Annotated in this window: 22 protein-coding genes, 2 pseudogenes and 1 other annotated feature; of the genes and pseudogenes, 3 read left to right on the top strand and 21 right to left on the bottom strand. The window is 66.6% G+C overall.

Annotated elements, in window-relative coordinates:
* Nucleotides 1-10 precede the first annotated feature (10 nt).
* Nucleotides 11-415: a lysozyme gene (locus tag D9C15_RS25010; RefSeq protein ID WP_240189582.1), complete on the top strand. Its 405-nt coding sequence runs from the start codon at nt 11-13 to the stop codon at nt 413-415.
* An 18-nt stretch (nt 416-433) separates the two neighbouring features.
* Here D9C15_RS25010 and D9C15_RS25005 read toward each other — a convergent pair whose 3' ends face one another.
* From D9C15_RS25005 to D9C15_RS24960, 10 genes and pseudogenes are all read right to left on the bottom strand, one after another.
* Nucleotides 434-1,585 carry a S1C family serine protease gene (locus tag D9C15_RS25005; protein WP_104301920.1) on the bottom strand — a complete coding sequence of 384 codons (1,152 nt, stop codon included), beginning with the start codon at nt 1,583-1,585 and terminating at the stop codon, nt 434-436.
* Between the two features lie 24 nt (nt 1,586-1,609).
* Nucleotides 1,610-2,575 (bottom strand): annotated as a pseudogene (locus tag D9C15_RS25000) (zinc metalloprotease HtpX).
* Nucleotides 2,553-3,050, bottom strand: coding sequence for a phosphate-starvation-inducible PsiE family protein (locus D9C15_RS24995; RefSeq protein ID WP_128001234.1), 498 nt, complete (start codon nt 3,048-3,050; stop codon nt 2,553-2,555). Before D9C15_RS24995 ends, D9C15_RS25000 begins: the two are co-directional and overlap by 23 nt.
* Nucleotides 3,047-3,289: a potassium transporter KefB gene (locus D9C15_RS24990; protein WP_104301917.1), complete on the bottom strand. Its 243-nt coding sequence runs from the start codon at nt 3,287-3,289 to the stop codon at nt 3,047-3,049. The genes D9C15_RS24995 and D9C15_RS24990 overlap by 4 nt, the downstream gene beginning before the upstream one ends.
* 3 nt (nt 3,290-3,292) lie before the next feature.
* Nucleotides 3,293-3,733, bottom strand: coding sequence for a heat resistance system thioredoxin Trx-GI (gene trx-GI / locus D9C15_RS24985; protein WP_104301916.1), 441 nt, complete (start codon nt 3,731-3,733; stop codon nt 3,293-3,295).
* Nucleotides 3,730-5,610 carry an ATP-dependent zinc metalloprotease FtsH gene (ftsH, locus tag D9C15_RS24980; RefSeq protein ID WP_128001232.1) on the bottom strand — a complete coding sequence of 627 codons (1,881 nt, stop codon included), beginning with the start codon at nt 5,608-5,610 and terminating at the stop codon, nt 3,730-3,732. The genes trx-GI and ftsH overlap by 4 nt, the downstream gene beginning before the upstream one ends.
* A 27-nt stretch (nt 5,611-5,637) precedes the next feature.
* Nucleotides 5,638-7,068: a cardiolipin synthase gene (cls, locus tag D9C15_RS24975; protein WP_104301915.1), complete on the bottom strand. Its 1,431-nt coding sequence runs from the start codon at nt 7,066-7,068 to the stop codon at nt 5,638-5,640.
* Nucleotides 7,069-7,085: 17 nt separating this feature from the next.
* Nucleotides 7,086-9,524, bottom strand: a pseudogene (locus tag D9C15_RS24970) (ATP-dependent Clp protease ATP-binding subunit); the annotation flags it as partial.
* Between the two features lie 38 nt (nt 9,525-9,562).
* A protein-coding gene (locus D9C15_RS24965; RefSeq protein ID WP_104301911.1) for an IS3 family transposase occupies nt 9,563-10,785 on the bottom strand; the annotation gives its coding sequence in 2 pieces (ribosomal slippage) (nt 9,563-10,500 and nt 10,500-10,785; 1,224 coding nt in all).
* Nucleotides 10,394-10,510: a sequence feature (AL1L pseudoknot), on the bottom strand. Its footprint overlaps the gene before it by 117 nt.
* A 457-nt stretch (nt 10,786-11,242) precedes the next feature.
* Nucleotides 11,243-12,721: a transposase gene (locus D9C15_RS24960; protein WP_128001230.1), complete on the bottom strand. Its 1,479-nt coding sequence runs from the start codon at nt 12,719-12,721 to the stop codon at nt 11,243-11,245.
* A gap of 282 nt (nt 12,722-13,003) precedes the next feature.
* Between D9C15_RS24960 and D9C15_RS24955 the strand changes: the two genes are divergently transcribed.
* A complete protein-coding gene (locus D9C15_RS24955) occupies nt 13,004-15,778 on the top strand; it encodes a conjugal transfer protein TraG N-terminal domain-containing protein (protein WP_128001228.1) in 2,775 nt (924 codons plus the stop codon).
* On the opposite strand, the gene D9C15_RS24950 is transcribed toward D9C15_RS24955, so the two are convergent.
* The 5 genes from D9C15_RS24950 to hemN all read right to left on the bottom strand — a co-directional run bounded on the left by D9C15_RS24950 (nt 15,779) and on the right by hemN (nt 21,141).
* Nucleotides 15,779-16,177 (bottom strand): hypothetical protein, encoded by a 399-nt coding sequence (locus tag D9C15_RS24950; RefSeq protein WP_128001226.1) that lies wholly within the window; start codon nt 16,175-16,177, stop codon nt 15,779-15,781.
* Nucleotides 16,178-16,189: 12 nt separating this feature from the next.
* The gene (locus tag D9C15_RS24945) at nt 16,190-17,455 is read right to left on the bottom strand and encodes a tyrosine-type recombinase/integrase (RefSeq protein WP_128001224.1); all 1,266 of its coding nucleotides are present in this window, start codon (nt 17,453-17,455) and stop codon (nt 16,190-16,192) included.
* 197 nt (nt 17,456-17,652) lie between these two features.
* On the bottom strand, nt 17,653-18,912 hold the full coding sequence (icd, locus tag D9C15_RS24940; RefSeq protein ID WP_128001223.1) for an NADP-dependent isocitrate dehydrogenase: 1,260 nt from the start codon (nt 18,910-18,912) through the stop codon (nt 17,653-17,655).
* 120 nt (nt 18,913-19,032) lie between these two features.
* The gene (locus D9C15_RS24935; RefSeq protein ID WP_128001221.1) at nt 19,033-19,731 is read right to left on the bottom strand and encodes a sulfite exporter TauE/SafE family protein; all 699 of its coding nucleotides are present in this window, start codon (nt 19,729-19,731) and stop codon (nt 19,033-19,035) included.
* A 3-nt stretch (nt 19,732-19,734) separates the two neighbouring features.
* Complete coding sequence (hemN, locus tag D9C15_RS24930; protein WP_205854895.1) at nt 19,735-21,141, bottom strand: oxygen-independent coproporphyrinogen III oxidase; 1,407 nt, start codon at nt 21,139-21,141, stop codon at nt 19,735-19,737.
* A 161-nt stretch (nt 21,142-21,302) separates the two neighbouring features.
* Between hemN and fnr the strand changes: the two genes are divergently transcribed.
* The gene (gene fnr / locus D9C15_RS24925) at nt 21,303-22,049 is read left to right on the top strand and encodes a fumarate/nitrate reduction transcriptional regulator Fnr (protein ID WP_128001334.1); all 747 of its coding nucleotides are present in this window, start codon (nt 21,303-21,305) and stop codon (nt 22,047-22,049) included.
* A gap of 28 nt (nt 22,050-22,077) precedes the next feature.
* Here fnr and D9C15_RS24920 read toward each other — a convergent pair whose 3' ends face one another.
* The 6 genes from D9C15_RS24920 to ccoO are packed head-to-tail and all read right to left on the bottom strand — an operon-like array spanning nt 22,078 to nt 25,849.
* Nucleotides 22,078-22,338 (bottom strand): hypothetical protein, encoded by a 261-nt coding sequence (locus tag D9C15_RS24920; RefSeq protein ID WP_310734493.1) that lies wholly within the window; start codon nt 22,336-22,338, stop codon nt 22,078-22,080.
* A gap of 20 nt (nt 22,339-22,358) precedes the next feature.
* Nucleotides 22,359-22,631, bottom strand: coding sequence for a nitrogen fixation protein FixH (locus D9C15_RS24915; protein WP_128001217.1), 273 nt, complete (start codon nt 22,629-22,631; stop codon nt 22,359-22,361).
* Nucleotides 22,632-22,657: 26 nt separating this feature from the next.
* Entirely contained in the window at nt 22,658-24,115 is a 1,458-nt protein-coding gene (gene ccoG, locus D9C15_RS24910) for a cytochrome c oxidase accessory protein CcoG (RefSeq protein WP_128001215.1), read from the bottom strand.
* Nucleotides 24,116-24,124: 9 nt separating this feature from the next.
* On the bottom strand, nt 24,125-25,045 hold the full coding sequence (gene ccoP, locus D9C15_RS24905) for a cytochrome-c oxidase, cbb3-type subunit III (protein ID WP_128001213.1): 921 nt from the start codon (nt 25,043-25,045) through the stop codon (nt 24,125-24,127).
* On the bottom strand, nt 25,042-25,221 hold the full coding sequence (locus D9C15_RS24900) for a cbb3-type cytochrome oxidase subunit 3 (protein ID WP_128001211.1): 180 nt from the start codon (nt 25,219-25,221) through the stop codon (nt 25,042-25,044). Before D9C15_RS24900 ends, ccoP begins: the two co-directional genes overlap by 4 nt.
* 10 nt (nt 25,222-25,231) lie before the next feature.
* A complete protein-coding gene (gene ccoO, locus D9C15_RS24895) occupies nt 25,232-25,849 on the bottom strand; it encodes a cytochrome-c oxidase, cbb3-type subunit II (RefSeq protein WP_128001209.1) in 618 nt (205 codons plus the stop codon).
* Nucleotide 25,850 lies beyond the last annotated feature (1 nt).

The raw sequence follows: 25,850 nt of genomic DNA, 5'->3' as shown, positions 1-25,850 counted from the left end.
CGAGCGTAAGGTGAAACGCGGAATCGAGATCACTGCCGTCCCCTACATCTGCCCGGCAGGGTTCTGGACGATTGGGTACGGCCATCTCTGCGACCCCAAGCATCCGCCGATCACGGAGGCAGAAGCCGAGGTCTATCTGGCGCGCGATCTGCAGACGGCACTGACGGCGACGCTGCGCTACTGCCCGGTACTGGCCACTGAGCCGGAGGCGCGGCTCGCGGCCATCGTTGACTTCACGTTCAACCTTGGCGCGGGGCGGTTGCAGACGTCGACGCTGCGACGGCGCATTAACCAGCGGGACTGGTCTTCTGCTGGGCAGGAACTGCGGCGATGGGTCTATAGCGGTGGAAAAGTACTGCCGGGACTGGTCACACGGCGTGAGGCTGAAGCCGCTTGGCTGCTCAACGCCGCATGAACCAGAGATTCAACTGAATCAAATCCCGGGCTGCAACTCCACCTGCACCTCTCGCGATTTGCCGGCCCGCTCCACGGACAAGACTACGACATCGCCGACCTTCCTGTCGTCGAGCCGGGCGAGCAGCTTGGCCACATCGTCGATCGCCGTGCCGTCGATGCGAACGATGCGGTCGCCGGGCACGATGCCTTGTGGGGTAATCTCGACCCCAGCGAGCCCGGCTTTGTGCGCTGCCGAGCCGGGGGTGACACGCAGCACGAACACGCCCTTGCTTCCCGTCAGCGCAAGCAGGCGCTGATTGAGCTGTTCGTCCACCTCGATGCCAAGCGCCGGGCGGATGTATTTGCCGGTCTTGATGAGTTGCGGCACTACCCGCATGACGGTGTCCACCGGCACGGCAAAACCGATCCCGGCCGAGGCGCCGGAGGGGCTGTAGATCGCCGTGTTGATGCCGATAAGCCGACCGGCCGAATCGAGCAGGGGGCCGCCCGAGTTGCCGGGGTTAATGGCGGCGTCGGTCTGAACCAGGTGATCAATGGCCGGGCCGCCCGCTTCTCCCGGTAACGAGCGGTCGAGCGCGGAGACGATGCCGGTGGTGAGCGTCCAGTCCAGGCCAAAGGGGTTGCCGATAGCAAACACCTTCTGTCCCACCTTGAGGTCGGCGCTGGTGCCGACCGGCACGGCAGGCGGGCGTTTGAAGCCGACGCCGATCTTGAGTACGGCGATGTCGTGTGCTGGGCTGGCCCCCACCAGCGCGGCCTGGTAGTCGCGGCCATCGGCGAGTTTGACGGTGGCTTCGGACGCGCCCTGGATGACGTGGAAGTTGGTGACGACGTGGCCGGCGTCGTCCCAGATGAAGCCCGAGCCAGTGCCGCGCGGCACGGAGAAGACGTTGCGCGTCCAGACATCGCGTACCAATTGTGCGGTAGTGATGTAGACCACCGAGGCGCGCGATTTCTCGAACAGTTCGATGGTGGCTTTCTCGTCCGCCGCCAGATCGCCACGCGCCGTCACAGTGCGTTCTGCCGCCTCGCGCGGACTGAACCAGGCCTCGATGGCGGGCAGGAACTGCCACAGCAGCATGAGCGCGGCAATACAGGCGGTGATGAAGAGCCAGCGCCGGACGAAGTGGTCCGGCGCGGGACGTTGGTACGGGTCGGGGTAGGCCATGAGAAGTCTCCTGTTGATAGGCAATCAGCGCCACAGCCCGCTCGGGCGCCAGCGCGGTGGGCGCGGCGTCAAAGCGGATTCCGGCAAGAAATGGGGCGCGTGGAGTGGCAACGCTGATGCTGGCCCAGGCGCCAACGTCAGTAGGCGTGAGATGCGTTCTTGCGTGGCCGGATGCGTGCGCAACCAGGAGGGTTCGGGATTGCCCCATCCCGGCCACAACCAGGCGCGCCAGGAGCGGCTGACCCGCTCGATTTTCGCCAGCGCGGACGCAAGCCCCTGCGGGTCGCCAGTCAGTTCCGCAGCGTGGCGGTCAGCGTCGAACTCACGCACGCGAGACAAGCCGAGCTGTGCGAGCAGGGCCAGCTGGGGCGAGGCGGCCAGCAGAAGCAGTCCAGGCCAATTGACCGCCACCGCGCCGGCCAGCAGTGCGGGCAAGCTGAACACAATAGTGATCTATCCGACCATCGCCAGCAGGCTCGTGAGGCGACTGACGGAATCCGCCGGCCCCATGACACGCAGATCCTCATTGGCGATGTGCGCGACCTCGTGCGCGAGCACACCCGCCAGTTCGCGCGAACTCAGGTTGCGCAGCAGGCCATCGGTGAGGGCGATCGATGCATGCTGCTTCGAGCCGATAGCGAAGGCGTTGACGACGGCACTGGGCACGTAGTGCGGCACCGGCGTGGCGGACAAACCGGCACGGGCGGACAGTTCGCGCAACATGGCCCAAATCTCGGGGGCTTCGTGCGGGTGCAGTGCCCGTGCGCGATACAGGCGCAGGGTCAGCGCCGACGCTGCTGCCGGCTCCAGCAGCAGCGCGCCTGCAACTGCAGACAGCGCGAGCCAAGAGCCGCCTTCGCCGAACAGCAGGCTCCCCGCAGCGGACGCGATCCCGACCAGGGTCAGGGCCAGCAGCCCGGTCTGCAGGCGGTTGAGCCAGCGATGTTGCAACCACGCAGCGCGCAGGTCACTGGGATGATGACGATTCATGCCCAGATCTCTCGGCGACGCGGTCGTCGCGATCGCGCAGCAGCCAGTAAGTGGTACCAAGCGCAAGTGTGGCGCCTGCCAGCGCGGCGATTTTGGCGGGACTCGTGTCGGGGTCGAGGACCACGAACTTGCGTGCCAGCGCGATCAGGCCGATGAGGATCACGGTCTTGACCTGGATGATGCTGTCCCGACGCAGCGCCACGCGCACGATGGAATGCTTGAACTCCATCGCAATCAAAAGTGTCATGATCATGCCGAACACGCTCTGGAACACCTTGTGGTCCAGGGGATTGAAGGCATCGAGGACCAGCAGCGTGAATACGATAGAGATGAGCTGGAGAAGCGACACCACGATGATGACGGCAATCACCGCCGACAGCACGAGCGCGATGACCCACTCAAAGCGCTCGTAAAAACTCATGATGGCCCACTGGTCACGCAAGACCTGAAATGGGTTGAGGCGTGTTGATTTCATGAAGATGGACTCCCTGCGAAATTGCCGCTGACGGGACGATGGCGCATTGCACTGATGCTTCGTTCGACTATCTCGGCCGGCATGTCCAGCGCCGACATTGCCTGGTCCGTCAGCCCAAGGGCTGCGGCAAAGGACTGCTGATAACCCAGCAAGGTGGGCACTCCGAACGCAGCCGGCATCACGGCCGCCACACTGCACCCCGCTAGCAATATCAGCGTGACGCTCAGCAGGCCCAGCATCGATCAGCGCCCAACCTGCGCCGTCGCCCAGCGCACGATGTCCTGCGCGCCCATGGCGCCCGCCTGACGCCCAATCTCCCGCCCACCTTGGAACAGGGCCAGCGTCGGAATGCTGCGGATACCGAACTGCGCGGCCAGGTGGGGCTCAGCCTCGGTGTTCACCTTCGCCAGCCTGATACTGGGTTCGAGCTGGCGCGCCGCTTGCTGAAACTGCGGTGCCATCATCTTGCAAGGCCCGCACCACGGCGCCCAGAAATCGACAAGCAAAGGAAGATCGCTGCGCTCCACGTGGCGCCCGAATGTCGCCGTGGTCAACTCGATGGGCTCGCCCGTGAACAAGGGCTGCTGGCAGCGGCCACAGTTAGGTTGATCCGCGAGCTTGGCGGCCGGCACACGGTTGATGGACTGGCAATGCGGGCAGACGATGTGAAGGTGTTCGCTCATGGTGTGGCCCCTTGGGATGTAGAGAGTGAGGTTTCGGACTGGGGGGGCGCCGACTCGCGGGATTCGGACTTCAGCCCCTGGGTCAGCTGACGGATGTCGTTTTCGTCCAGGGTTTCCCGCGCCAGCAGTTCGCGCGCGCAGCGCTCCAGCACCGCGCGGTTGGTATCGAGAATCCGGTAGGCGCGCTCGAACACGCCCATCACGATGTCGCGGATCGCCTGATCGATGCGCGCCTGGGTGGATTCCGCCACCCGGCAACCACCTTGGGCCAGCTCGGGGACGTCGAGAAAACGCGGCCGCTGCGCCTCAAACGCGATGTAGCCGAGTCCCTCGTCCATGCCAAAGCGGGTGATCATGTCGCGGGCAATGTCGGTGGCCCGTGCGAGGTCATCGGCAGCCCCGGTGGACAGCTCGCCGAACACGAGCTTCTCGGCCGCACGACCGCCCAGCAGCACGGCGATCTTGTGTTCCAGATCGGCGCGCGTCATCAGGAAGCGGTCTTCGGTGGGGCGTTGCAGCGTGTAGCCCAGCGCGCCGATGCCGCGCGGGATGATCGAGATCTTGTGCACGGGGTCGGTGCCGGGCAGCGCCAGCGCCACCAGCGCATGGCCCATCTCGTGATAGGCCACGGTTTCCCGCTCCTTGGGATTGAGCACTCGGTTCTTCTTCTCCAGGCCCGCCACGATGCGCTCGATGGCGGCGGTGAAATCCTGCAACTCCACGGCGGACGCTTTGCGCCGGGTCGCGGCCAGCGCGGCCTCGTTGACCAGGTTCGCGAGGTCTGCACCCGAAAAGCCGGTCGTCAACGCCGCGACTTGTTCGAGATCGACATCACTGGCCAGGGTAACCTTCTTGACGTGCACCTTCAGGATATCGAGACGGCCTTTCTTATCGGGACGGTCCACCAGCACCTGGCGGTCGAAGCGACCGGCGCGCAAAAGCGCCTGATCGAGAATTTCAGGCCGGTTGGTGGCGGCGAGAATGATGAGCCCCACTGAACTGTCGAAACCATCCATCTCGGTCAGGAGCTGGTTGAGAGTTTGCTCGCGCTCGTCGTGGCCGCCGATGGGGCCTCCTACGCCGCGCGCACGGCCCAGCGCGTCGAGTTCGTCGATGAAGATGATGGCCGGCGCCTGCGCGCGGGCCTGCTCGAACAGGTCGCGCACGCGCGCCGCCCCCACGCCGACGAACATCTCGACGAACTCCGAGCCGGAGATGGAAAAGAATGGCACCCCAGCTTCGCCCGCGACGGCTTTGGCGAGCAGTGTCTTGCCGGTGCCGGGCGGCCCCACCAGCAGCACACCTTTCGGGATGCGCGCCCCGAGACGACCGTAGTCCTGCGGGTGCTTCAGGAAGTCGACGATCTCGACCAGTTCGGCCTTGGCTTCATCGACGCCCGCGACATCGGCGAAGGTGACGCCCGTGTTCTTCTCCATGAACACCTTGGCGCGACTCTTGCCGATGCTCATGAAACCACCGATGCCCTGCTTCTCGGCGAAGCGGCGGAACAGGAAGAACCAGACGCCGAAGAAAGCCACGGCCGGCAGAATCCAGGAGAGCACATCACGCAGCCAGGTGCTTTCCACCACTCGCGCGTAGGACACATCGTATTTCGACAGCTGCTCGGCCAGGTCGGGTTCGACGCGGGTGGCCACGATGGTGGTCTTGCCCCGGCTGTCCGGCGACTTCAGGCGCCCGGTGACCGTGCGGTCCGACACCAGCACTTCGGCGAGGCGCCCCTCGGCCAGCGCCTTCTCGAATTCGCTGTAGGGCACGGGCTCGACAGTCTTGGCCGCCTGCCAGTAGTTCTGCAGCGTCAGCAGCAACAGGCCGGCGACGATCCAGTAGCCAATGTTCCATTGATCTTTCTTTTCCATGGGCAATGTTCCTCGCAAGTCGTGTCGCTAGAGAATGGGGGTGAACAGACGGGCCACCCCGTCGCGCAAGCGGATGGCCAGCGGGCGGGCGCGTAACGCCATGGCCGACATCTCGTTCGATGCATCACGGGCGGCATCAAAAAGGGATTCCAGCCGCGTAGACAGCGCGGTGTCGTACACCTCCACATTGAACTCGAAGTTGAGGCGCAGGCTGCGCGCATCCCAATTGGCCGAACCCAGGCAGCACCACTGGCCGTCTATCAGCATCAGCTTGCTGTGGTCAAACGGGCCAGGCCGTTCGAAGATGCGTACACCGTGCTCCAGCACCTGCCAGTAGTGGGCGCGCGCGGCCCATTGCACCGTGGGATGGTCGCCGTTTGCGGGAGTCAGCACCTCGACGCGCACGCCGCGCAACGCGGCCGTGCTCAGCGCCGCGATCATCGGCTGATCGGGCACGAAGTAAGGTGTCCAGATGCGCACCGAATGCTTCGCCGCGCTCAAAGCGCCCATGAAGGTCCAGCGCATCCTGTCCAGGGCCTCATCGGGACCGGCCTCGATGCCGCGCGCCCAAGAGGTTCCTTGCTCATCAGCCGTTGCGGGCGGTTCGCCCCAGAAACCCTTGCTGAGCCGCTCGCCCGTGGTATCGCACCAATCATCGGTGAAGCACCGCATCAGATGCGCAACCACCGGCCCGCGCAGACGAAAGTGCAAATCGTGACAGGCCTGCTCCGGCGCATCGGGCCGCCAATACGGGCTGAAGATGTTCATGCCGCCGGTGAAACCCGTCTCGCCATCGATCACCAGCAGCTTGCGGTGATTGCGCAGATGCGCGGCATGCAGGCGCGCGGGAATCAACGTCGGGTTGAACGTCGCCGCCGGAACGCCGGCGCGTTGCAAGGCGCGGTAGGCGCTGCGGGGCCTCCAGCGGGCATAGACGTCGTCGATCAGCACCCGCACTTGCACGCCGCGCTCATGAGCCCGGCGCAGCGCATCGACGAACTGCGCCCCGATGCCTTGGCTGTCGAAGATGTACGAAGCCAGCGCGACGCTGTGCCGCGCCGACTCGATGGCAGCGAGCATGGCCGGGTAGGCCTGCTCGCCATCGACGAGCGGCTCGATGCGGTTGCCGCTGGTCAGCGACTGGCCGGTGGCACGTCCCACCAGGTGCGCCAGGCCGGCAAACGGCGCCGATACGGCCTGGGGCATCGTAGGCGCGAGGTCCTGCCGAACAGCAGGATCTGCCCCCGGAAACAGCCGCCGCGCCCGCCGCTGGTAACGGTTGATGCCGAACAGCCCATACAGCAGCGAACCGCCCAGCGGCAACAGCGCGATCAGCAGCACCCACAGCGTGGCCGATCGAGGGTCACGCTTGTAGATGACCGCGTGCCCCGCTGTGGGGATAGCGACCGCCAGCGACACGAGGGTGGCTGCCCATGTCAGCCCGTTGGGGTCGGACACGACAGCCTCCCCATGACTCAAGATTCGCCGCCCGCTGACTTCTTCTTGCGCGCAGGCTTGCTCGCGTCGCTCGGCGGCGTCTCGGCCACGTTCGCGGCATCGGGCTTCTCAGGCTCGGCCGGCTTCGCGGGTGGCTCCTGGCGCTCGAAGACCACCCGTTCGGCCTTGTCGTCCCAGCGGGCGCTGGCTTGATCGGCCTTGCCGATACCGCCACCCAGCATCTCGCGCGCCAGAGCAGTTTCCAGCTCGCTGCGGATCAGCCGCTTGAGCTCACGCGCGCCGAACTCGGGCTTGTAGCCTTCCTCCGCGAAGTGATCGATCAAGGTCTGATCGAAGGTCAGCGTCACGCCCTGGCTGGCGGCGTTGCGGGCCACACGATCGAGCTGCAGGCCGACGATATGGCGGATCTCCTCCTTGCCCAGCGCATGGAAGACGATGATCTCGTCGATGCGGTTGAGGAACTCGGGGCGGAAGTGTCCGCGCAGCACGTCCATCACCTCGCCCTTGGTCTTCTCGTATTCCTCGCCGGCGGCGCCACGGGCCTTCAGCCGACGCTGGATGATGTCCGAGCCCAAGTTCGAGGTGGCGATGATGATGGTATTGGTGAAATCCACCACCCGGCCCTTGCCGTCGGTGAGCCGCCCGTCGTCGAACACCTGCAGCAGGATGTTGTAGACGTCGGGGTGAGCCTTCTCGATCTCGTCCAGCAGCAACACGCTGTAGGGTTTGCGCCGCACCTTCTCGGTGAGCTGGCCACCCTCGTCGTAGCCGACGTAACCCGGAGGCGCCCCCACCAGGCGTGCCACGGTATGGCGTTCCCCGTACTCGGACATGTCGATGCGCAGCAGCGCACCTTCATCGCCATAGATGGACTCGGCCAGCGCCTTGGCGAGCTCGGTCTTGCCCACGCCGGTCGGCCCGAGGAACAGAAAAGTCGCCACCGGCTTGCTGCCTTCGCGCAGGCCCGCGCGCGACAACCGCACGGCATCGGCCACCGCGCGCACCGCTTCGTCCTGGCCCACCAGGCGCTCGTGCAGCCGCTGCTCCAGATGCAGCAGCTTCTCGCGTTCTTCCACCGTCAGCTCGTTGACCGGAATGCCGGTCAGGCGCGAGACGATCTGCGCGACATGCTCGGCCTTGACTTCGGCGCTGCCCGAGGCGCGCTCGCGTTCCCACTCCTCGACGAGCTTCTTGAGTTCAGTCTCCTTGGCCTCGATGCGCCTGCCCAGCTCGGCGGCCTTGTCGTACTGCTTGCGCGAGGCCACATAGTCCTGCTCACGCCGTAGCTGGTGCAGTTCGGACTCCAGCTCTTGCACCGCCACCGGGCGGGCCGTGGCCGACAGCTTCACGCGTGCGGCCGCCTGGTCGAGCAGGTCGATGGCCTTGTCAGGCAAAAAGCGCGCGGTGATGTAGCGGTCCGACAACTCGGCGGCGGCGATGATCGCATCCTCGGTGATGCTGACCTTGTGGTGCGCCTCGAAGGTGTCGCGCAGGCCGCGCAGGATCATCATGGTCTGCGCTACCGTCGGCTCGGGCACCATCACCGGCTGGAAGCGACGCTCCAGTGCGGCGTCCTTCTCGATGTACTTCTGGTACTCGTTGAGCGTCGTGGCGCCGATCAGGTTCAGTTCGCCGCGCGCCATCATCGGCTTGAACACGTTGGCCACGTCCAGCCCGCCTTCGCCGCCACCCTGGCCTGCACCGACGATGGTGTGCACCTCGTCGATGAAGAGAATCAGCTCGCCCTGGTGCTCGGTCACTTCCTTGAGCACCTTCTGCACGCGCTCCTCGAACTCGCCCCGGTACTTGGCGCCAGCCACCATGGCATTGATGTTGAGTTCCACCAGGCGCTTGTCGCGCAGCGTCTCAGGCACTTCGCCGGCCACCATGCGCTGCGCCAACCCTTCGACGATGGCGGTCTTGCCGACGCCGGGCTCGCCGATCAGCACCGGGTTGTTCTTCTTGCGCCGGGCCAGCACTTCGATGGTCGTCTCGATCTCCTGCGCGCGGCCGATGACCGGATCGAGCTTGCCCTCGCGCGCCATCTTGGTGAGGTCGCGCGAATACTTGTCGAGTTCCGGCGTGTTGGTCGGCGTCTCGGCGCGGCCATCCTCGGCCCCTTTGCCGACCACCTTGCTTACCTGCTGGCGCAGCGCTTGCGGCGTGAGGCCGTAACGGCGCAGCAGGTTGGCCGCCAAACCTTCGCCTTCCTCGGCGAGCCCGATCAGGAAATGCTCCGGCCCGACATAAGAGTGGCCGAGTTCGTTGGAGGCCACGAAAGCACGGCTGAGCGCGTCCTTGACCCGGGGCGACACGCCGATCTCGCCCTCGAACGGCTTATCGCCGCGCTTGGCTTCGGATTCGATCTGGCGCTTAAGGTCATCGACCTTGATCTTGAACTGCCCCAGGATGGTCTTGACCACGTCGCTGTCGGATAGCGCCAGCAGCAGGTGTTTGAACCGCCCCGGGAATCGCGGAGGCCAGTTGGTTTGAGTCAGGCAGTCGCGGCCTGACCAGCGCGTTGGCGATGGTAGTTCGCCTCGAACTCGGCCGGGGGCACGTAGCCCAGCGGCCCCATCAAGCGGTGGTGGTTGAACCAGGACACCCACTCCAAGGTGGCCAGTTCCACCGCCTGCTTGGTCTTCCACGGCCCCCTGCGGTGGATCACTTCGGCCTTGTAGAGCCCGTTGATCGTCTCGGCCAGGGCGTTGTCGTAAGAGTCGCCCTTGCTGCCCACGGAAGGCTCGATGCCCGCCTCGGCCAGCCGCTCGCTGTAGCGAATCGACAGGTATTGCGATCCTCTGTCCGAGTGATGCACCAGGCCATCGCCTTCGGACGGCTTGCGGTCGTACAGCGCCTGCTCCAGCGCATCGAGCACGAACTCGGTGTGCATCGAACTGCTCTGGCGCCAGCCCACGATGCGCCGGCTGAACACGTCCACCACGAAGGCCACGTACACCCAGCCCTGCCAGGTCGAGACGTAGGTGAAGTCCGAGACCCAGAGCTGGTTGGGTCGCTGGGCCTTGAACTGCCGGTTGACCTTGTCCAGCGGACACGCCGCCTTGGGGTCGGGCACCGTGGTTCGCTGCGTCTTGCCCCTGCGCACGCCCTGCAAGCCTTGCTGGCGCATCAGCCGCTCCACGGTGCAGCGCGCCACGGTAACGCCTTGGCGGTTGAGTTGCCGCCAGACCTTGTCGGCCCCATAGACCTGCAGGTTGCTGCGCCAGACGTCCTCGATGCGGGGCAGCAAGGTGCTGTCTCGTTGGGTGCGCAGCGAGCGCAGGCTTGGATTGCGCAGCCGTGCGGCGTGTCGTCGGTACGCCGAAGGGGCGATCTGCAGGGTGCGGCAGATCGACTCGACCCCCAGGCGCTGGCGGTGCTCGTCCACGAACGCGTTCAGGACTTCAGGCGGCGGTCGAGTTCCGCCTGGGCGAAAAACGCGCTGGCCAGCTTCAGGATCTCGTTGGCCTTGCGCAGTTCGCGGTTCTCTCGCTCGAGATCCTTGATGCGCCGTGCATCCTCGCTCGTGAGCCCCTCGCGCTGGCCGGTGTCGCGCTCGTGCTGCTTGATCCAGTTGTCCAGCGTCTGGGCTGTGCAGCCGATCTTGCCAGCGATGGATTCAATGCACGCCCACTGCGACGCATGTTCGCCACGGTGCTCCAGCACCATGCGCACCGCGCGCTCGCGCACCTCGGGGGAAAACTTCGACTTCCTCATCTTGGCTCCATCTTCTCAAATGAAGGAGCCTCCTCAGAAACCGGGGCGGTTCAACCTGCTGGGCGATTGATGTGACTCAAATTTCCAGAGAGGGTGTGCTGGGGCAGTCCGATCCGGCGATAGGTAAAGGTTTGATCGGGAGCCTACAAGTGCTGGCGCATAGGAATTTCAAACGGTCTGGTCTGTGAAAAGCCTGGAAAGCCCGACTCAGCCCTGGGTGGGCAGCCGATGCCTGCCTGGATGGCTTGGAACTGGCGCCTGGGCCGTTGCCTTGTCTGGATTCGGCCCGCCCTGACGGCTCGCCTCGCGCTCGTTGGGCCTTGATCTCGGGGTTGACCCTGTGTTTTCCGCCATCCAGTCCGCACGCGGGCGCAGCGCCACCGGCCACTGGCGCCAGGCTGCGCAGCCCTTTGTGATGTGTACGGTGTCCGGGACGGTCGACGCGGCTCAGGCGGCTTCAGTCTTGCCGCGCCTCGCGCGCTCGGCCTCTGGGCGGCGGCTGCGGATCCAGTCCCAGGTGGGTCAGGATCTTCTCGATCACCGGTCGCTCCAGGATGGCCGCGATGATCTTGAGCTCCCCGGCGCCGCAGTTGGGGCAGTGCTGCATGTCGATGTCGAACACGCGCTTGAGTAGCCGCGCCCAAGCAATTCGGTGCGGTCGGTCCGGCCGGTCCGGGTTAGTCTCGGTCTGGACCACGCATTCGCTGGCGGCAACGGCTGCGGTGGCCCGTTCCTCCACCTCGGGCCCTTGCGGCACCACCAGGGACCGCAGCTTGGCGTTGGGCGCCAGCACGCCGTGGAACCTGATGAGATGCAGACGCGGCCGGGGAACCAGCGCCGCAAGCCGCTGCATGAACTCCAGCGGGCTCAAGACCAGATGCGTCGTGCCGTCGCGCCACGGTGTCTTCAGCTTCAGCTCGACCTGCCCGGCGGCATTGACCTGCACCCGTTCGTCGGAAAGCGCCGGCCGGGTGATGTAGCGGCACAGCTGCTCCAGCCGCTTGGGGTCATGGGCTTCGACCCGCACCGCGGCGTGCAGGCTGAATCCGTCGATGTCGGCGCACAGCGGCTGGCGGGCCGAGTCCTCGCGCGGCATCGCGCCTCTCAGGGTCAGCACCTTCTGCCCGGCGCGCGGCCCGAAGGCGATTCGGTAGGTGATGGCCGCGGCCTGCAGCGGCCGCAGCGTGCGCGCCTCCTCGCCGTCGGCATCCGGCTCGGCCAGGTAGGTCTGGCCCATGTCTTCGACCAGCACGCCCCGGCGCGTGAGCATCTTCATCAGCCGGGCGATGACGGTCTGCAGCAGCGCGTGCAATTCGTCGTCGGTGGGCGCATCCGCCTCAATGAAGGCCGGCGAACCATCGGCGTCGCAGCAGTACACCCCGTCCAGTACCAGACAGTGCAGGTGGATGTTGAGGTTGGCGGCCGAGCCAAAGCGCTGGATCAGCGTGACGGCGCCGCCGTGACCTTCGTCAGCCTTGAGCCCCGCCTGCCGCAGCAGATGTCGCGTGACCACGCGCTGCACCACCTGCAGCACCGGCGTGACCAGTTCCGGCTGCGCGGCCAGCAGCACGCGCAGCGGGATCGGCAGCGACAGCACCCATTGCCGCACCGGCACGTGCGGGATGACGTGGTCGACCAGGTGCGCAGCGGTCTGCGACATGCGCCGGGCGCCGCAAGAGGGGCAGAATCCCCGGCGCTTGCAGCTGAAGGCCAGCAGCTTGTCGTGGCCGCACTCGCCGCAGCGTAGCCGCAGGAATCCATGCGCCAGGATGCCGCACTCGAGGAAGGCGTCGAACTCGTCCTTGATGAACCGCGGCAACTCGGCGTCCGTGCTGGCCTCGGTGTGGGCGATGAAGCTGGCCGCATGCTGCTGGACCAGGCGGTACAGCGTGGTCTGCTCCGGTCGGTGGCGTTCGTAGTGGAGCCGGCTGGCCAAGCCGGGTAAGGAACCGGGCTGGCGGGCGGCGTGCACGGCATGCAGAGGACTCGATGGGGACCTCTACCGTCCCAGCATCGCCCTGCACTCGCCATCGCCCTTCGGTCGGGCTTGTGGGTGCAAGAAGATGGCCCTCCACCGGGTGCAGCCGGTTGGGGTGGGCCAGCCCCGGCGGGAGTCCGTCGTTCACCTTAGTGCCGATATCCCCGTGCTTTTGAGGTCGTTCCTGGCCGACGCCATCGTCACATCGCTTCAGGATCCACGCTCCCCCTGGAGCGACGCATGTGGGAGATCTACGCCTACCAGAACGCCGACAGCCTGTTCGGCATCTTCAACGCTGCGGCAACCATCCACGGCTCTGGCGACTACATGGCGGCGGTCGCCGCCGTGGCCTTCTGCGGGTTCATCGCGGCGCTGGTGGCCTACGCCTTCGCGCCCGAGAAGCTGCAGGGCTGGAAGTGGCTGGCCACGGTGCTGCTGGTGTTCTCCGTCCTCATCGTGCCGCGGGTGACCGTGGGCGTCGTCGACAAGACCGGCGGATCCGCCGTCAAGGTGGTGGCCAACGTCCCCTTCGGCGTGGCCTTCCTCGGCAGCGTCACCAGCACGGTCGGGCACACGCTCACGGGCCTGTTCGAGACGGCATTCCAGGTCATCCCGGGTGTCGGCGCCCTGCCGAGCGAACTGAGCTACGAGAAGAACGGCCTGATGTTCGGCAACCGCCTCATCCGGGAGACTGGAGGCGTCGCCTTCCAGGATCCGAACTTCCGCACGGACCTGGTCAACTTCATCCACAACTGCACGATGTACGACCTGATCGACGGCACGGTCGATCCGGGCACGTTCTCGAGCTCGGACGACGTGTGGGCGCTGATGGCATCGCCCAACCCGGCCCGCTTCACGACCCTGACCAGCGCCGGCGGCTCGATCACCGTCGACACCTGCCCGAATGCCTACACGAACCTCAACGGTCGGCTTCCCGCGCAGCTGACCCGCATCCAGGGCAAGCTCGCCTTCCAGCTGAATCCGACGCTGCCGGCGGCAGCCGCCAATGCCGCCATCGCCGGGCAGATCCAGCAGGCCTACCTGAAGAACAGCATCGCGACCGCGGCAGCGACAGCGGCCGACCTGATCCGCCAGAACGCAGTGCTCAATGCGATCAACGACACCAGCAACATCATCGGTCAGAAGGTGAACGACCCGGCGGCCATGGTGCTGGCTGTCGGGCGGGCGCAGTCCGTGGCGCAGCAGAACGCGGCCTGGCTGAACGCCGGCAAGGTCGCCGAGCAGGCGCTGCCGGTGTTCCGCAACGTGATCGAGGCCATCACCTACGCGCTGTTCCCCCTCCTCGTCCTGCTGATGCTGCTGACCAGCGGGCGCGAGACCATGCTGGCCTTCAAGGGCTATGCCGCGGTGCTGATCTGGATCCAGCTTTGGCCACCGCTGTACGCCGTGCTCAACTACATGGCATCCATCTATGCCGCCTACGACCTCGCGGCAGCAGCCGACCTTGGCAGCGGCGCCAAGGCTCTGTCGCTGCAGACGGCATCGACGATCTACTCCCGGGCGATCTCCGGCGAGGCCGTTGTCGGCTACCTCGCCATCAGCATCCCGTTCATCGCCTGGGCGGCGCTCAAGCGGATGGAGACCTTTGGCACCGCGCTGGTGGGCGGCCTCTCAGGCCTGCAGTCGATGGTGGCCGGCGCCACGGCAGGTGCCGCCGCGGGCAACCTGAGCATGGGCAATGTCTCGATGGACCAGATCCGGCTTGCGCCGAACCGGACGTCCGCGTTCATGAGCAACTGGCAGAACGACATCAGCGGCAACACCTTCTCGTCGAACATGCTGACCGGCCGGACCGCCGTGAGCCTGCTGCGCAACCAGGGCTACGCGTCCCGGGTCGTCTCGATGCGTGTGAGCGAGCAGGACGTGCAGGACGCGAGCCGCCAGGTCGACGCAGCCCGCAGCGAGGCGGTCGCTGCCAGCACCGAGCGTTCGGCGGTGCTGTCCGAGGCATTCACCAAGGGCTTGGCAAAGCTGAAGTCATCGCGGAGCAGCACGGGGTCGACATCCAGCAGCTTCGAGCAGTTGGGGCAAACCATCGATCGGCTGGATCAGATCTCCCGAAGCGTTTCCGAGTCCACTGGGTTGACACAGTCTCAGGTTGCTCGCATTGCGCTTGGCGTTACAGGTCACGCTGGATTCAATGCTCGGTTCGTTGGCGCCCAACTGAACGCGAGTGCAGACAAGACCTACCTGTCCGGACTGAGTGCAGACGAGCGGAAGGTGCTTGGTGCGCTCACGTCCGAACAGGCCTCGGAGTTCAAGCAGTTCGGCGACCGCGTGTCTCGCGACAGTTCCGTCGCGAGCCTTGTAGCCACCGATGCTCGCGAAGCACGCGAACTGTCGTCCAGGATCGCCACCACAACCGCGCGCTCCGCCCGCGCAGATGCTTCCCTCGCCGACCGCACCGCGTTCTCTGAGCGGCTTGCCGTGGCCCGGGAGAGAGGCGATTCGATTTCAATCGACATTGCGCAGGATCCCTACAACCTGGCGATGTTCACTCGGTACGCTGAACAGTACGGCGGCACAAGCGCGTCCGCTCAACAACTGCTGAGCGCTGAACTTGCCCGACAGGCGCTGGCTCCAACCCGAAACTTCAGCGACGGCACTGGCATGCCGTCATCCTTCGACGACGTCCGCCATCTATACACGACCAACAGCGGTGACCCGCGCGTCACGCCGGATATTGACGCTACATATCGACGAGCGGCGGGCGCGGTTCGTCAGGCTGCTCTTCCAGTCGCTCCACCGGCACAAACTGCGCCCGAACCAAGCGACGCTCGCCAGCAGATTCAGACGTCGTCGGACGATCTCCGTGGCCGGACTGCTGCTCGACGGCAAGAGTTCGATGACAAGCGGAGCCCCGGGCGCGCCGACGACGGCACGATTTCCCCACGGCAGTCGCTCTTCAAAGGCACCGCAAGGCAAGTGGCCCGGGATGCGGCCGAGACCTTCCAAGATGCCAAAGACGCGGTGAAGGGGATCATCAAGCCGTAGTCAATCGGGCCCGCGAGATGGCGGGTCCCCCTCAGGAGGCTTCATGAAGGGTGGGTGTCCCTTGTCACGCCAATAGTTGGCCGCGAGGTCCTCGGAAGTCACGCCGGAACCTGGAATCGCGCCTCCTGTATACGTGTTTGATCCCTTGATGCCTCCGAGCTTGAGTACCGCTCCGGCGATCGCAGCGCCGATCAACGCGCCGACACCGGCGAGAACAAGCCTTGTCGCACTGTCCTCACCGCTGCCGGTTGCGAAGCCTGCGATTGCACCCGCCGCGACGATCGCAAGGAAGAGAGCCAGTCGCAAGTCGAGCCTCCCGCGATTCAGTGGAAGAAATTGCAGCATCAGGGTACTGCCAAAGCCGGCGTTGTAGACGTTGCTTGACTGCAACATCCGCATCCCCAAGTCGCTTCATGCGGTCACGCAGTGCTCACGACCGTCAGAAGACACCGTTGAGCCAGCGACGGATGCGCTGGCCAATCGATCGATCTGATCCGCCAGGTATTGGAGCGCGCGCCGCCGCTCGTCCGCCATTTCGTGATGGTGATATGCGGCCGTCACCTTGTTTCGCTCGGCATGCGCCAGAAGCAGCTCGACCACCTCGCGGCTGAATCCGTGCTCGCGGAGCAAGGTCGCCGCCGTACCTCGGGTCCCATGGGGCGAGAAGTCCGGAACGCCGAAGTCGAGTCGCTTGAAGAAGTGGTTCAGCGTAGCGTCGCCGAGCGGCACCGCCGCACGAAGAACCGACGGGAACACGTAGGCCTGCGGTTCGGAGCCGAATGCCTTCAGCAGCCCGAGGAGTTCGAGTGCCTGCCGGGACAGGTAGACACGGTGCGGCGCCTTCATCTTCATGCGCTCGGCCGGGATGTCCCACTGGGCCCGCTCTAGATCGAACTCGCGCCACCGAGAGCGCAGCACCTCTGACTTGCGGCACATCGTGTACATGAGCATCCGTGTGGCAGCGATGGTCACGAAGTGCGCACCTTGTTTCGCCACCGACCGCCAGAAGGCTCCGAGTTCTGGCTCGGTCAAATGCCGGTGGTGCTCGGCAGCAGGCACCTCGATGACGCCTCGCAGTGGCAAGGCCGGGTTGACCTCGACGAGCAGCTTCTGGATCGCGTAGTTGTAGATCTGCTGGATGTGTTGCCTGACGCCCTCCGCCGTCTTCGGCGTTCCTCTCAAGTCCTCGATGATCGCGAGCACGTCGGCGGGCCGGACGCCGCCCAGCGGCTTCTCGCCGATCGCTGGCCATACGAAGCGCTCGAGCCGGGACTCGATCTGGTTCCGGTAGGTCTCGGACCTGGTCATCAGGCGCTCCCGGATCCAGCGCCGGGAGAACGCCTCGAACTGGTCGGCAGCGGGCTGGCTGTCCTTCGCCTGCTGCCGACGCTCCGCAGTCTCCTGGCGACGAACTTCGGCGGGGTCTACCCCTCGCTCCAAGAGCGACCTGAGTTCGAAGTGCCGCGCCCGGGCGTCGGCCACCCCGATCTCCGGGTATCGCCCGATCTTGACGTCTCGGCGGCTGCCGGCGAATCGGTACTGGTAGCGCCAGGTCTTCTGGCCGGTCGTGCTGACCTCGACGAAAAGCCCCCCGCCATCGCTTAGCTTGTAGAGCCGCGCCTTCGCCTTGGCGTTGTTGATCCGAGTGGGCGTGAGGGTGTAGTTGCTCAGTCGCATGCGTCGTCTCCCGACACTTTTCAGCCACCTCCAAGTGGAGGAATTTGGGCCGTTTCGGGCCCCGTCTCCCGTCAATTTCCCCTCCAAAATGGCGGGATTTCGTGGTCTGCCGTGAGACGTGCTGAAAAGACGAAGCCCCTGATTTCTTCAACAAAATCAGGGGCTTACGGGGCATCATGAGACGCCGTGGAGCGAGGTCACATGTGGTCGATCATGACCTGGCCGAAGCCCGAGCAAGACACCTGGGTCGCACCTTCCATCAGGCGCGCGAAGTCGTAGGTGACCTTCTTCGACTGGATGGCCTTTTCCATCGACGTGATGATCAGGTCGGCCGCCTCCAACCAGCCCATGTGGCGCAGCATCATCTCGGCCGAGAGGATCTCGGAGCCGGGGTTGACGTAGTCCTTGCCGGCATACTTGGGCGCCGTGCCGTGGGTGGCCTCGAAGCAGGCGACCGAGTCGGACAGGTTGGCACCCGGTGCGATACCGATGCCGCCGACCTGCGCGGCCAGCGCGTCGGAAATGTAGTCGCCGTTCAGGTTCAGCGTGGCGATCACCGAGTACTCGGCCGGGCGCAGCAGGATCTGCTGCAGGAAGGCATCGGCGATCGAATCCTTGATGGTGATGTCCTTGCCCGTCTTCGGGTTCTTGAACTTGCACCACGGGCCACCGTCGATCGGTACCGCGCCGAACTCGCGCTGCGCCAGCGCGTAGCCCCAGTCGCGGAAGCCACCCTCGGTGTACTTCATGATGTTGCCCTTGTGCACCAGCGTCACGTTGGGCTTGTCGTTGTCGATCGCGTACTGGATCGCCTTGCGCACCAGGCGCTCGGTGCCCTCGATCGACACCGGCTTGATGCCGATGCCGGAGGTCTCGGGGAAGCGAATCTTCTTGACCCCCATCTCCTCGATCAGGAACTTGATGACCTTCTTCGCCTTGTCGCTCTTGGCTTCCCACTCGACGCCGGCGTAGATGTCCTCCGAGTTCTCGCGGAAGATCACCATGTCGATCTTCTCGGGTTCCTTCACCGGCGAGGGCACGCCCTTGAAGTACTGCACCGGGCGCAGGCAGACGTACAGGTCGAGCTCCTGGCGCAGCGCCACGTTCAGCGAGCGGATGCCACCGCCCACCGGCGTGGTCAGCGGGCCCTTGATGGAGACCACGTACTCGCGCAGCGCCTCGAGCGTCTCGGCCGGCAGCCAGACGTCCGGGCCATACACCTTGGTCGACTTCTCGCCGGCGTAGATCTCCATCCAGTGGATCTTCTTCTTGCCGCCGTAGGCCTTGGCCACCGCGGCGTCGACCACCTTGATCATCACCGGCGTGATGTCGAAGCCGGTGCCGTCGCCCTCGATGTACGGAATGATCGGCTGGTCGGGCACATTGAGCGAGAAGTCCGCGTTGACGGTGATCTTCTGCCCGCCTTCGGGCACCTTGATGTGCTGGTACTTGGACATGGGGCTGCGGCGCTTTGCGCTGGGAGTTTCGGTGTCGGAACCGGCCCGGATTCTAGTCGAGCGTGCCTGTCGGGTGACTGACGCCCGAGGCCCTGCGCGGGCCTTGCGCGGGCTTCGATTTCAGGCGCCGGGCACGAGGCAGTAATCGCCGCCCATCGCGCTGGCGATGCCGTGCCACAGGGCCCATCCCGACGCCAGCGCCAGCAGCGCGCCGGCCAGGCGCACGGCGGCCGACTGGGCCAGTTCGCCATGCCGCCCGGCCAGGCGCAGCCACAGCGCGGGCCCGAGCCACAGGCCGAGCGCCGACCCGGCACCGAACAGCAGCATCAGCGTCGCACCGCCGAGCGCCGAACCGCCGAGCGCCGAGACCACCAGGGCCGACTGCAGCAGGCCGCAAGGCCAGGCGACCCACAGGGCCCCCGCCGCTCCGGCGCGTGCCGGCGCGTGCAGCCAGATCACCCGACCGGTGGCGGCGGGCCGACTGAGGCGCGTGCCGATGGTTTCGATCCAGGCCGGCTGTCGCCCGCGCCAGAGCAGCCAAAGGCCGAGGGCGACCGCGGCCACCTGCAGCAGGGTCCACAACGGCCGCAGCACCGCCACCTGCGGGCCCTGCGTGGCCAGCCAGGCGAGGCTGCCGGCCGCCAGCGCACCGCCGGCGGCGTAGCTGGCCAGCCGGCCGGCGTGGAAGGCCAGGGTCGAGCCCGCCGAGCCGCCGCAGCCGCGCAGCACGCCGGCGCAGGCCGGGCCGCACATCGCGGCGCAATGCGGCGCACCGGCCAGGCCCATCAGCAGCGCAGTCGTGGCGAGGGCGGCGTTCATCCTTCAGATGATGCGCGAAAACCGCTCCCGCGCGCGATCGGCCTGCAGGTGGCGGTCGAACACCATCGCCACGCTGCGGATGAAGTACCAGCCCAGCGGCGTCACCTGCACCGCCTCGGGCTCGAGCTCGACCAGGCCGTCCTGCTCGAGCCGGCGCAGCTGTTCCAGTTCGTTGGCGAAGTACTGCTTCGGCTCGACCAGGTGCGCCAGCGCGACCGATTCGAAATCCAGCCGACCCTGGCACATGATGGCCATGATCACGGCGCGGCGCAGCAGGTCGTCGCGGGTCAGCGCGAGTCCGCGCACCACCGGGAACTGGCCTTGCTGCAGCGCGTCGTAGTACTCGGTCAGCGTCTTGGCGTTCTGGCTGTAGGTCGCGCCGATGCGGCCGATCGCCGAGACGCCGAGACCGATCAGGTCGCAATCCGGCTGGGTGCTGTAGCCCTGGAAGTTGCGGTGCAGCCGGCCCTGGCGCTTGGCCGCGGCGAGCGCGTCACCCGGCAACGCAAAATGGTCCATGCCGATGTACTGGTAACCGTGGCCGACGAAGCCGGCAATGGCACCCGAGAGCATGCGCAGCTTGTCCTCCGGCTTCGGCAGGGCCGTGGCGTCGATGCGCCGCTGCGGCTTGAAGCGCGCCGGCAGGTGCGCGTACGAGTAGAGCGCGATGCGCTCGGGCCGCAGGTCCGCCACCTGCTGCACGGTGCGCGCGAGCGACTCGGGCGACTGGCGCGGCAGGCCGTAGATCAGGTCGACGTTGGTCGACTCGAAGCCGAGCCGACGGGCTGCCGTCATCAGCGCCGCCACGCTCTCGCGGCTCTGCACCCGGTGCACCGCCTGCTGCACGGCCGGGTCGAAGTCCTGCACGCCGAAGCTCAGGCGGTTGAAGCCGAGGCTCGCCAGGTGCTGCAGGCGCGCCTCGTCGACGGTGCGCGGGTCGACCTCGATCGAGGTCTCGGCGCCCGGCGCCACGCGGAACGCATCGCGCAGCTTGCCCATCAGCCGCGTCAGCTCGGCATCGCTCAGGAAGGTCGGCGTGCCGCCGCCGAAGTGCAGCTGCGACACCGGGCGCCCCCGGCCGAGCTGCGCCACGTGCAGGTCGATCTCGCGTTCGAGCGCGTCCAGGTACTCCGTGGCACGCTCGTGATGCTTGGTGACCACCTTGTTGCACGCGCAGTAGTAGCACAGCGATTCGCAGAACGGGATGTGCACGTAGACCGACAGCGGGCTGCCACCGCCGATCAGGCCCGGCCCCTGGCTGCGCTGCTGCAGCGCCTGGATGTAATCGGCGGGCCCGAAGGCGTCGACGAAGCGGTCGGCGGTCGGGTAGGAGGTGTAGCGTGGCCCCGCCACGTCGAGGCGGCGCAGCAACTCCTCGGTGATCACGGGGCCAATGGTCTCGGTCAGCATGACCTGCACTGTGCCGCCGCACCGACATCGCACCTTGACGGTCATCAACGTTGGGTCAGGTCGGCGTGCGCACAATGAATCACGTTGAGCGGCGTCACGACAGGACCATGAACACCAATACCCAGCCCCTGCCCGCCCAGGATCCCGACAGCCGGTCGGCCATGCGCCCGTGCGCGGACGGTGTCGTGCCGATCCGTGCCGAGGCCTTCAAGGTCGCCTGCTCGAACTGCAACCTGCGCGAGCTGTGCCTGCCGGTGGGCCTGTCCGAACCCGACATGGAGCGGCTCGACGCGCTCGTCGCCAAGCGCCGCTCGGTGCCGCGCGGCGATGCGCTGTTCCGTGCCGGCGACGCCTTCCAGTCGCTCTACGCGGTGCGCACCGGCTTCTTCAAGACGTGCGTCTCCTCGGAGGACGGGCGCGACCAGGTCACCGGCTTCCAGATGGCCGGCGAGTTGCTCGGCCTGGACGGCATCAGCCACGACCGACACAACTGCGACGCCGTCGCGCTGGAGGACTCGCAGGTCTGCGTGATCCCGTTCGGCCAGCTCGAAGCGCTGTCGCGCGACTTCACCGCGCTGCAGCACCAGTTCCACAAGATCATGAGCCGCGAGATCGTGCGCGACCACGGCATGATGCTGCTGCTGGGCAGCATGCGCGCCGAGGAGCGCCTCGCCGCCTTCCTGCTCAACCTGACGCAGCGCCTGCAGGCACGTGGCTTCTCGTCCTCGTCGCTCATCCTGCGCATGACGCGCGAGGAGATCGGCAGCTACCTCGGCCTGAAGCTCGAGACCGTCAGCCGGACCTTCTCGAAGTTCCAGGACGAAGGCCTGCTCGAGGTGAAGCAGCGCCACATCCGCATCATCGACCAGGCCGGCCTGCGCCAGCTGATCAACCACACCGCCTGCTGAGCGCGCGCCCGGCGCGGCGCCCTGCCCGTCAGCGCGGCCAGCGGCGGCCGCGGTCCTCGTTGAGTTCGTCGGCGCTCATGCCCAGCAGCGCGGTCAGCGCGCCGGACAGCGAGATGACGGCCCAGAAGATCAGGAAGGTCACCGTGTAGACACCCTGGCGCGAGAGCTGCACGGCCTCGCCGCCGAACCAGCGCAGCTCGCTCGGGTCGACCACCACGAACACGAGCATCTCCAGCACGCCGGCCATCAGGAAGGACGGCCAGAGGATCGTCAGGGCACGCTGCTTCACGCCTCTCGCCTCCGCCTCGTTCACTGCGCCGGCGTCGCGGCGTGGTTGCGCGCCTTCTGCGCCGGCGCGAGCGGATCCTTGGGGTCGCGGGGGGTGGCGACGTCGTCGTTGGGCCCGAAGCGGCCGTTGGCGGTGACGATCGGGTCGACGTGCGTCCAGGCCACCGCCGCGGTGATCAGGCTCGCCACCACCACCGCGGCCGGGCCGGCGATCACCAGCCAGACCATGCCGGAGCGCCACCAGGGCAGCGAGGGCCGTTCGTTCGGCGCAGTGCGCGCGGTCGTGTCGTTCATGGGCAGTCCTTGTGGTTCCTTGCGTCTCAGCGCGGCACGACGAAGGTCGACTTCTCGTGCACCTCGGCCTGGCCGGCATCGTGCCCCGCCTGGCGCTTGATCTCGAAGCGGATGGCGTGCGCGCCGGCCCCGAGCGAGGCGGCCGCCTCGGGCGGGATCTGCACCGCCACCGGCACCCAGCGCGCCTCGGTGGCGCCCACCTGCACCTCGGCCGGGCTGGCCAGGCGGATGCCCGGGATGCCCTCGACCTCGATGCGGTACTGCTGCGGCGACTCGGTGGCGTTCATCAGCTGCAGCCGGTACACGTTCTCGATGCGTCCGTCCTCGACCAGCCGCGCCAGCGCGCCACGGTCGCGCACCACGTCGACGCGGAACGGACTGCGCAAGGCCAGGCTGGCCCCGAAGGCGGCCACGATGGCCACCAGGATGCCGGTGTAGATCAGCACGCGCGGCCGCAGCACGCGGCGCAGCATCTCGGCGCGGGTCCAGTGGTTCTTGATGCCGTTCTGCGTCGCGTAGCGGATCAGCCCGCGCGGGTAGTTCATCTTGTCCATCACGCTGTCGCAGACGTCGATGCACGCCGCGCAGCCGATGCACTCGTACTGCAGCCCCTTGCGGATGTCGATGCCGGTCGGGCAGACCTGCACGCACAGCGTGCAGTCGATGCACTCGCCCTTGCCCGCGTCCTTCAGCGCCGCGTGCGGCATGGACTTCGGGCGCGACCCGCGCGGCTCGCCGCGCGACTCGTCGTAGCTGATGATCATCGTGTCCTTGTCGAACATCGCGCTCTGGAAGCGCGCGTAGGGACACATGTACTTGCAGACCTGCTCGCGCATGAAGCCGGCGTTGCCGTAGGTCGCGAAGCCGTAGAACAGCACCCAGAACCATTCCCAGGGCCCGAAGCCGAGCGTGAACGCCTCGGCCCAGAGTTGCTTGACCGGGGTGAAGTAGCCGACGAAGGTGAACCCGGTCCACAGCCCGATGGCGATCCACGCCGCTTGCTTGCCGCCCTTGCGCAGCAGCTTCTCGCCGCTCCAGGGCGAGGCGTCGAGCTTCATGCGCTTGGCGCGGTCGCCCTCGAACTTCTGCTCGACCCACATGTAGATCTCGGTGTAGACCGTCTGCGGGCAGGCGTAGCCGCACCACAAGCGACCTGCCACCGCGGTGAACAGGAACAGGCCGTAGGCCGAGACGATCAGCAGGAGCGTGAGGTAGATGAAGTCCTGCGGGTGAAGCACCAGCCCGAAGATGTAGAAGCGCCGGGCTCCCAGGTCGAACAGCACGGCCTGGCGGTCGTTCCAGCTCAGCCACGGCAGCCCGTAGAAGACGAGCTGGGTGAGCCAGACGAGGGCCCAGCGCCAGCCGGCGAACCAGCCGGTCACGGCGCGGGCGTAGATCTTCTGCTGCGCTTGGTAGAGCGACACCACCTCGACGGCGGCGTCGCCGCCGCCCGACGTGGCACCGCGGACGGCGGGCTCGGTCATCGATCGATGTTACTGCGCGGCGACAACCGTCTTCTGCGACAGGTTCCAGACGTAGCCGGCGAGCACGTGGATCTGCTCGGGCGTCAGGCGCGAGGCCTGGGCCGGCATCACGTTGTTCTTGCCGTTGGTGACGATGGCGATCACCGCTTCCTCGCCCCAGCCGTGCAGCCAGACCTTGTCGGTCAGGTTGGGCGCGCCCAGGGCCTTCATGCCCTTGCCGTCCGGCCCGTGGCAGGCGGCGCAGGCGGCGAACTTGGCCTTGCCCAGTTGTGCCGCGATCGCGTTGTGCGGGCTGCCCGCCAGGCTCAGCACGTAGTTGGCGACGTTGCGCACGTCCTCGCTGGAACCCACGGCCGCGGCCATGGGCGGCATCACGCCGGCGCGACCGTTGGCGATGGTCGCCTTGACGGACTCGAAGCTGTCGGTGGCCAGGCGCGATTCGACCGGCAGCGTCAGGTTCGGGAAGCCCTTGCTGCCCTTGCCGTCTGAGCCGTGGCAGGCGGCGCAGTTGTTGATGTACAGCCGCTCGCCGATGGCCATCGCCTGCGGCTCCTTGGCGAGCTGCTCGGCGTTCATGTCGTTGAACTTCGCGTACACCGACGCCATCGCGGCCTGCGCCTTGGCCTGTTCGGCCTCGTACTGCCCGGCGCTGCTCCACTTGAACACGCCGGCCATGCTGCCCAGGCCCGGGAACAGCGCCAGGTAGAGCGCCGAGAAGACGATGGTGATGACGAACAGGCCCATCCACCAGCGCGGCAGCGGGTTGTTCAGCTCCTTCAGGTCGACGTCCCAGACGTGGCCCGTGCTGTTGTCCGCGGCCATCACGCGGCGCCGCGCCGCGATGATCAGCAGCGCCAGGCAGGCGATGATGCTGACCACCGTGGCCGCGGCGACGTAGATCGCCCAGCCGCTCGAAACAAAATCGCTCACTGTTGTTCTCCTTGCCGGGCCCGGCCCGACAGCTCGGCCGGATCGTCCGCAAACGGCAGCTGGGCTGCCTCGTCGAAGCGTGCACGGTTGCCGCGCGACCAGGCCCAGGCCACGATGCCCAGGAAGGTCAGCAGCGACACGACGGTCACGACGCTGCGCAGGTCGTTGATGTCCATGCCGGCCTCCTCACTTGCGCGCGGTGCCGAGCACCTGCAGGTAGGCAATCACCGCGTCCATCTCGGTCTTGCCCTTGACTTCCTCGCCCGCCTTGGCGATCTCCTCGTCGCTGTAGGGCACGCCGACGGCGCGCAGCGCGCGCATCTTGGGCGCCAGGTCGGCTGGGTTGACGGCGCCGGTCACCAGCCACGGGTAGGCCGGCATGTTCGACTCGGGCACCAGGTCACGCGGGTTGATCAGGTGGATGCGGTGCCATTCGTCGCTGTACTTGCCGCCCACGCGGTGCAGGTCCGGTCCGGTGCGCTTGCTGCCCCACTGGAACGGATGGTCGTAGACGAACTCGCCGGCCGTGGAGTACGGCCCGTAGCGCAGCGTCTCGGCGCGGAACGGCCGGATCATCTGCGAGTGGCAGTTGTAGCAGCCCTCGCGGATGTAGACGTCGCGCCCGGCGAGCTGCAGCGCGGTGTAGGGCTTGAGGCCTTCCACGGGCTGGGTCGTGGACTTCTGGAAGTACAGCGGGACGATCTCGACGAGACCGCCGACCGCCACCACCAGCAGGATCAGCACGATCATCAGGAAGTTGTTGGTCTCGATCTTCTCGTGACCGCTGGCTTGTGCATGTGCCATG

The organism is Piscinibacter defluvii (assembly GCF_004011805.1).
Lineage (GTDB): Bacteria > Pseudomonadota > Gammaproteobacteria > Burkholderiales > Burkholderiaceae_C > Piscinibacter > Piscinibacter defluvii.
Note: the sequence above shows the minus strand (reverse complement) of the source record. Positions and strands in the feature narration are given on the sequence as shown.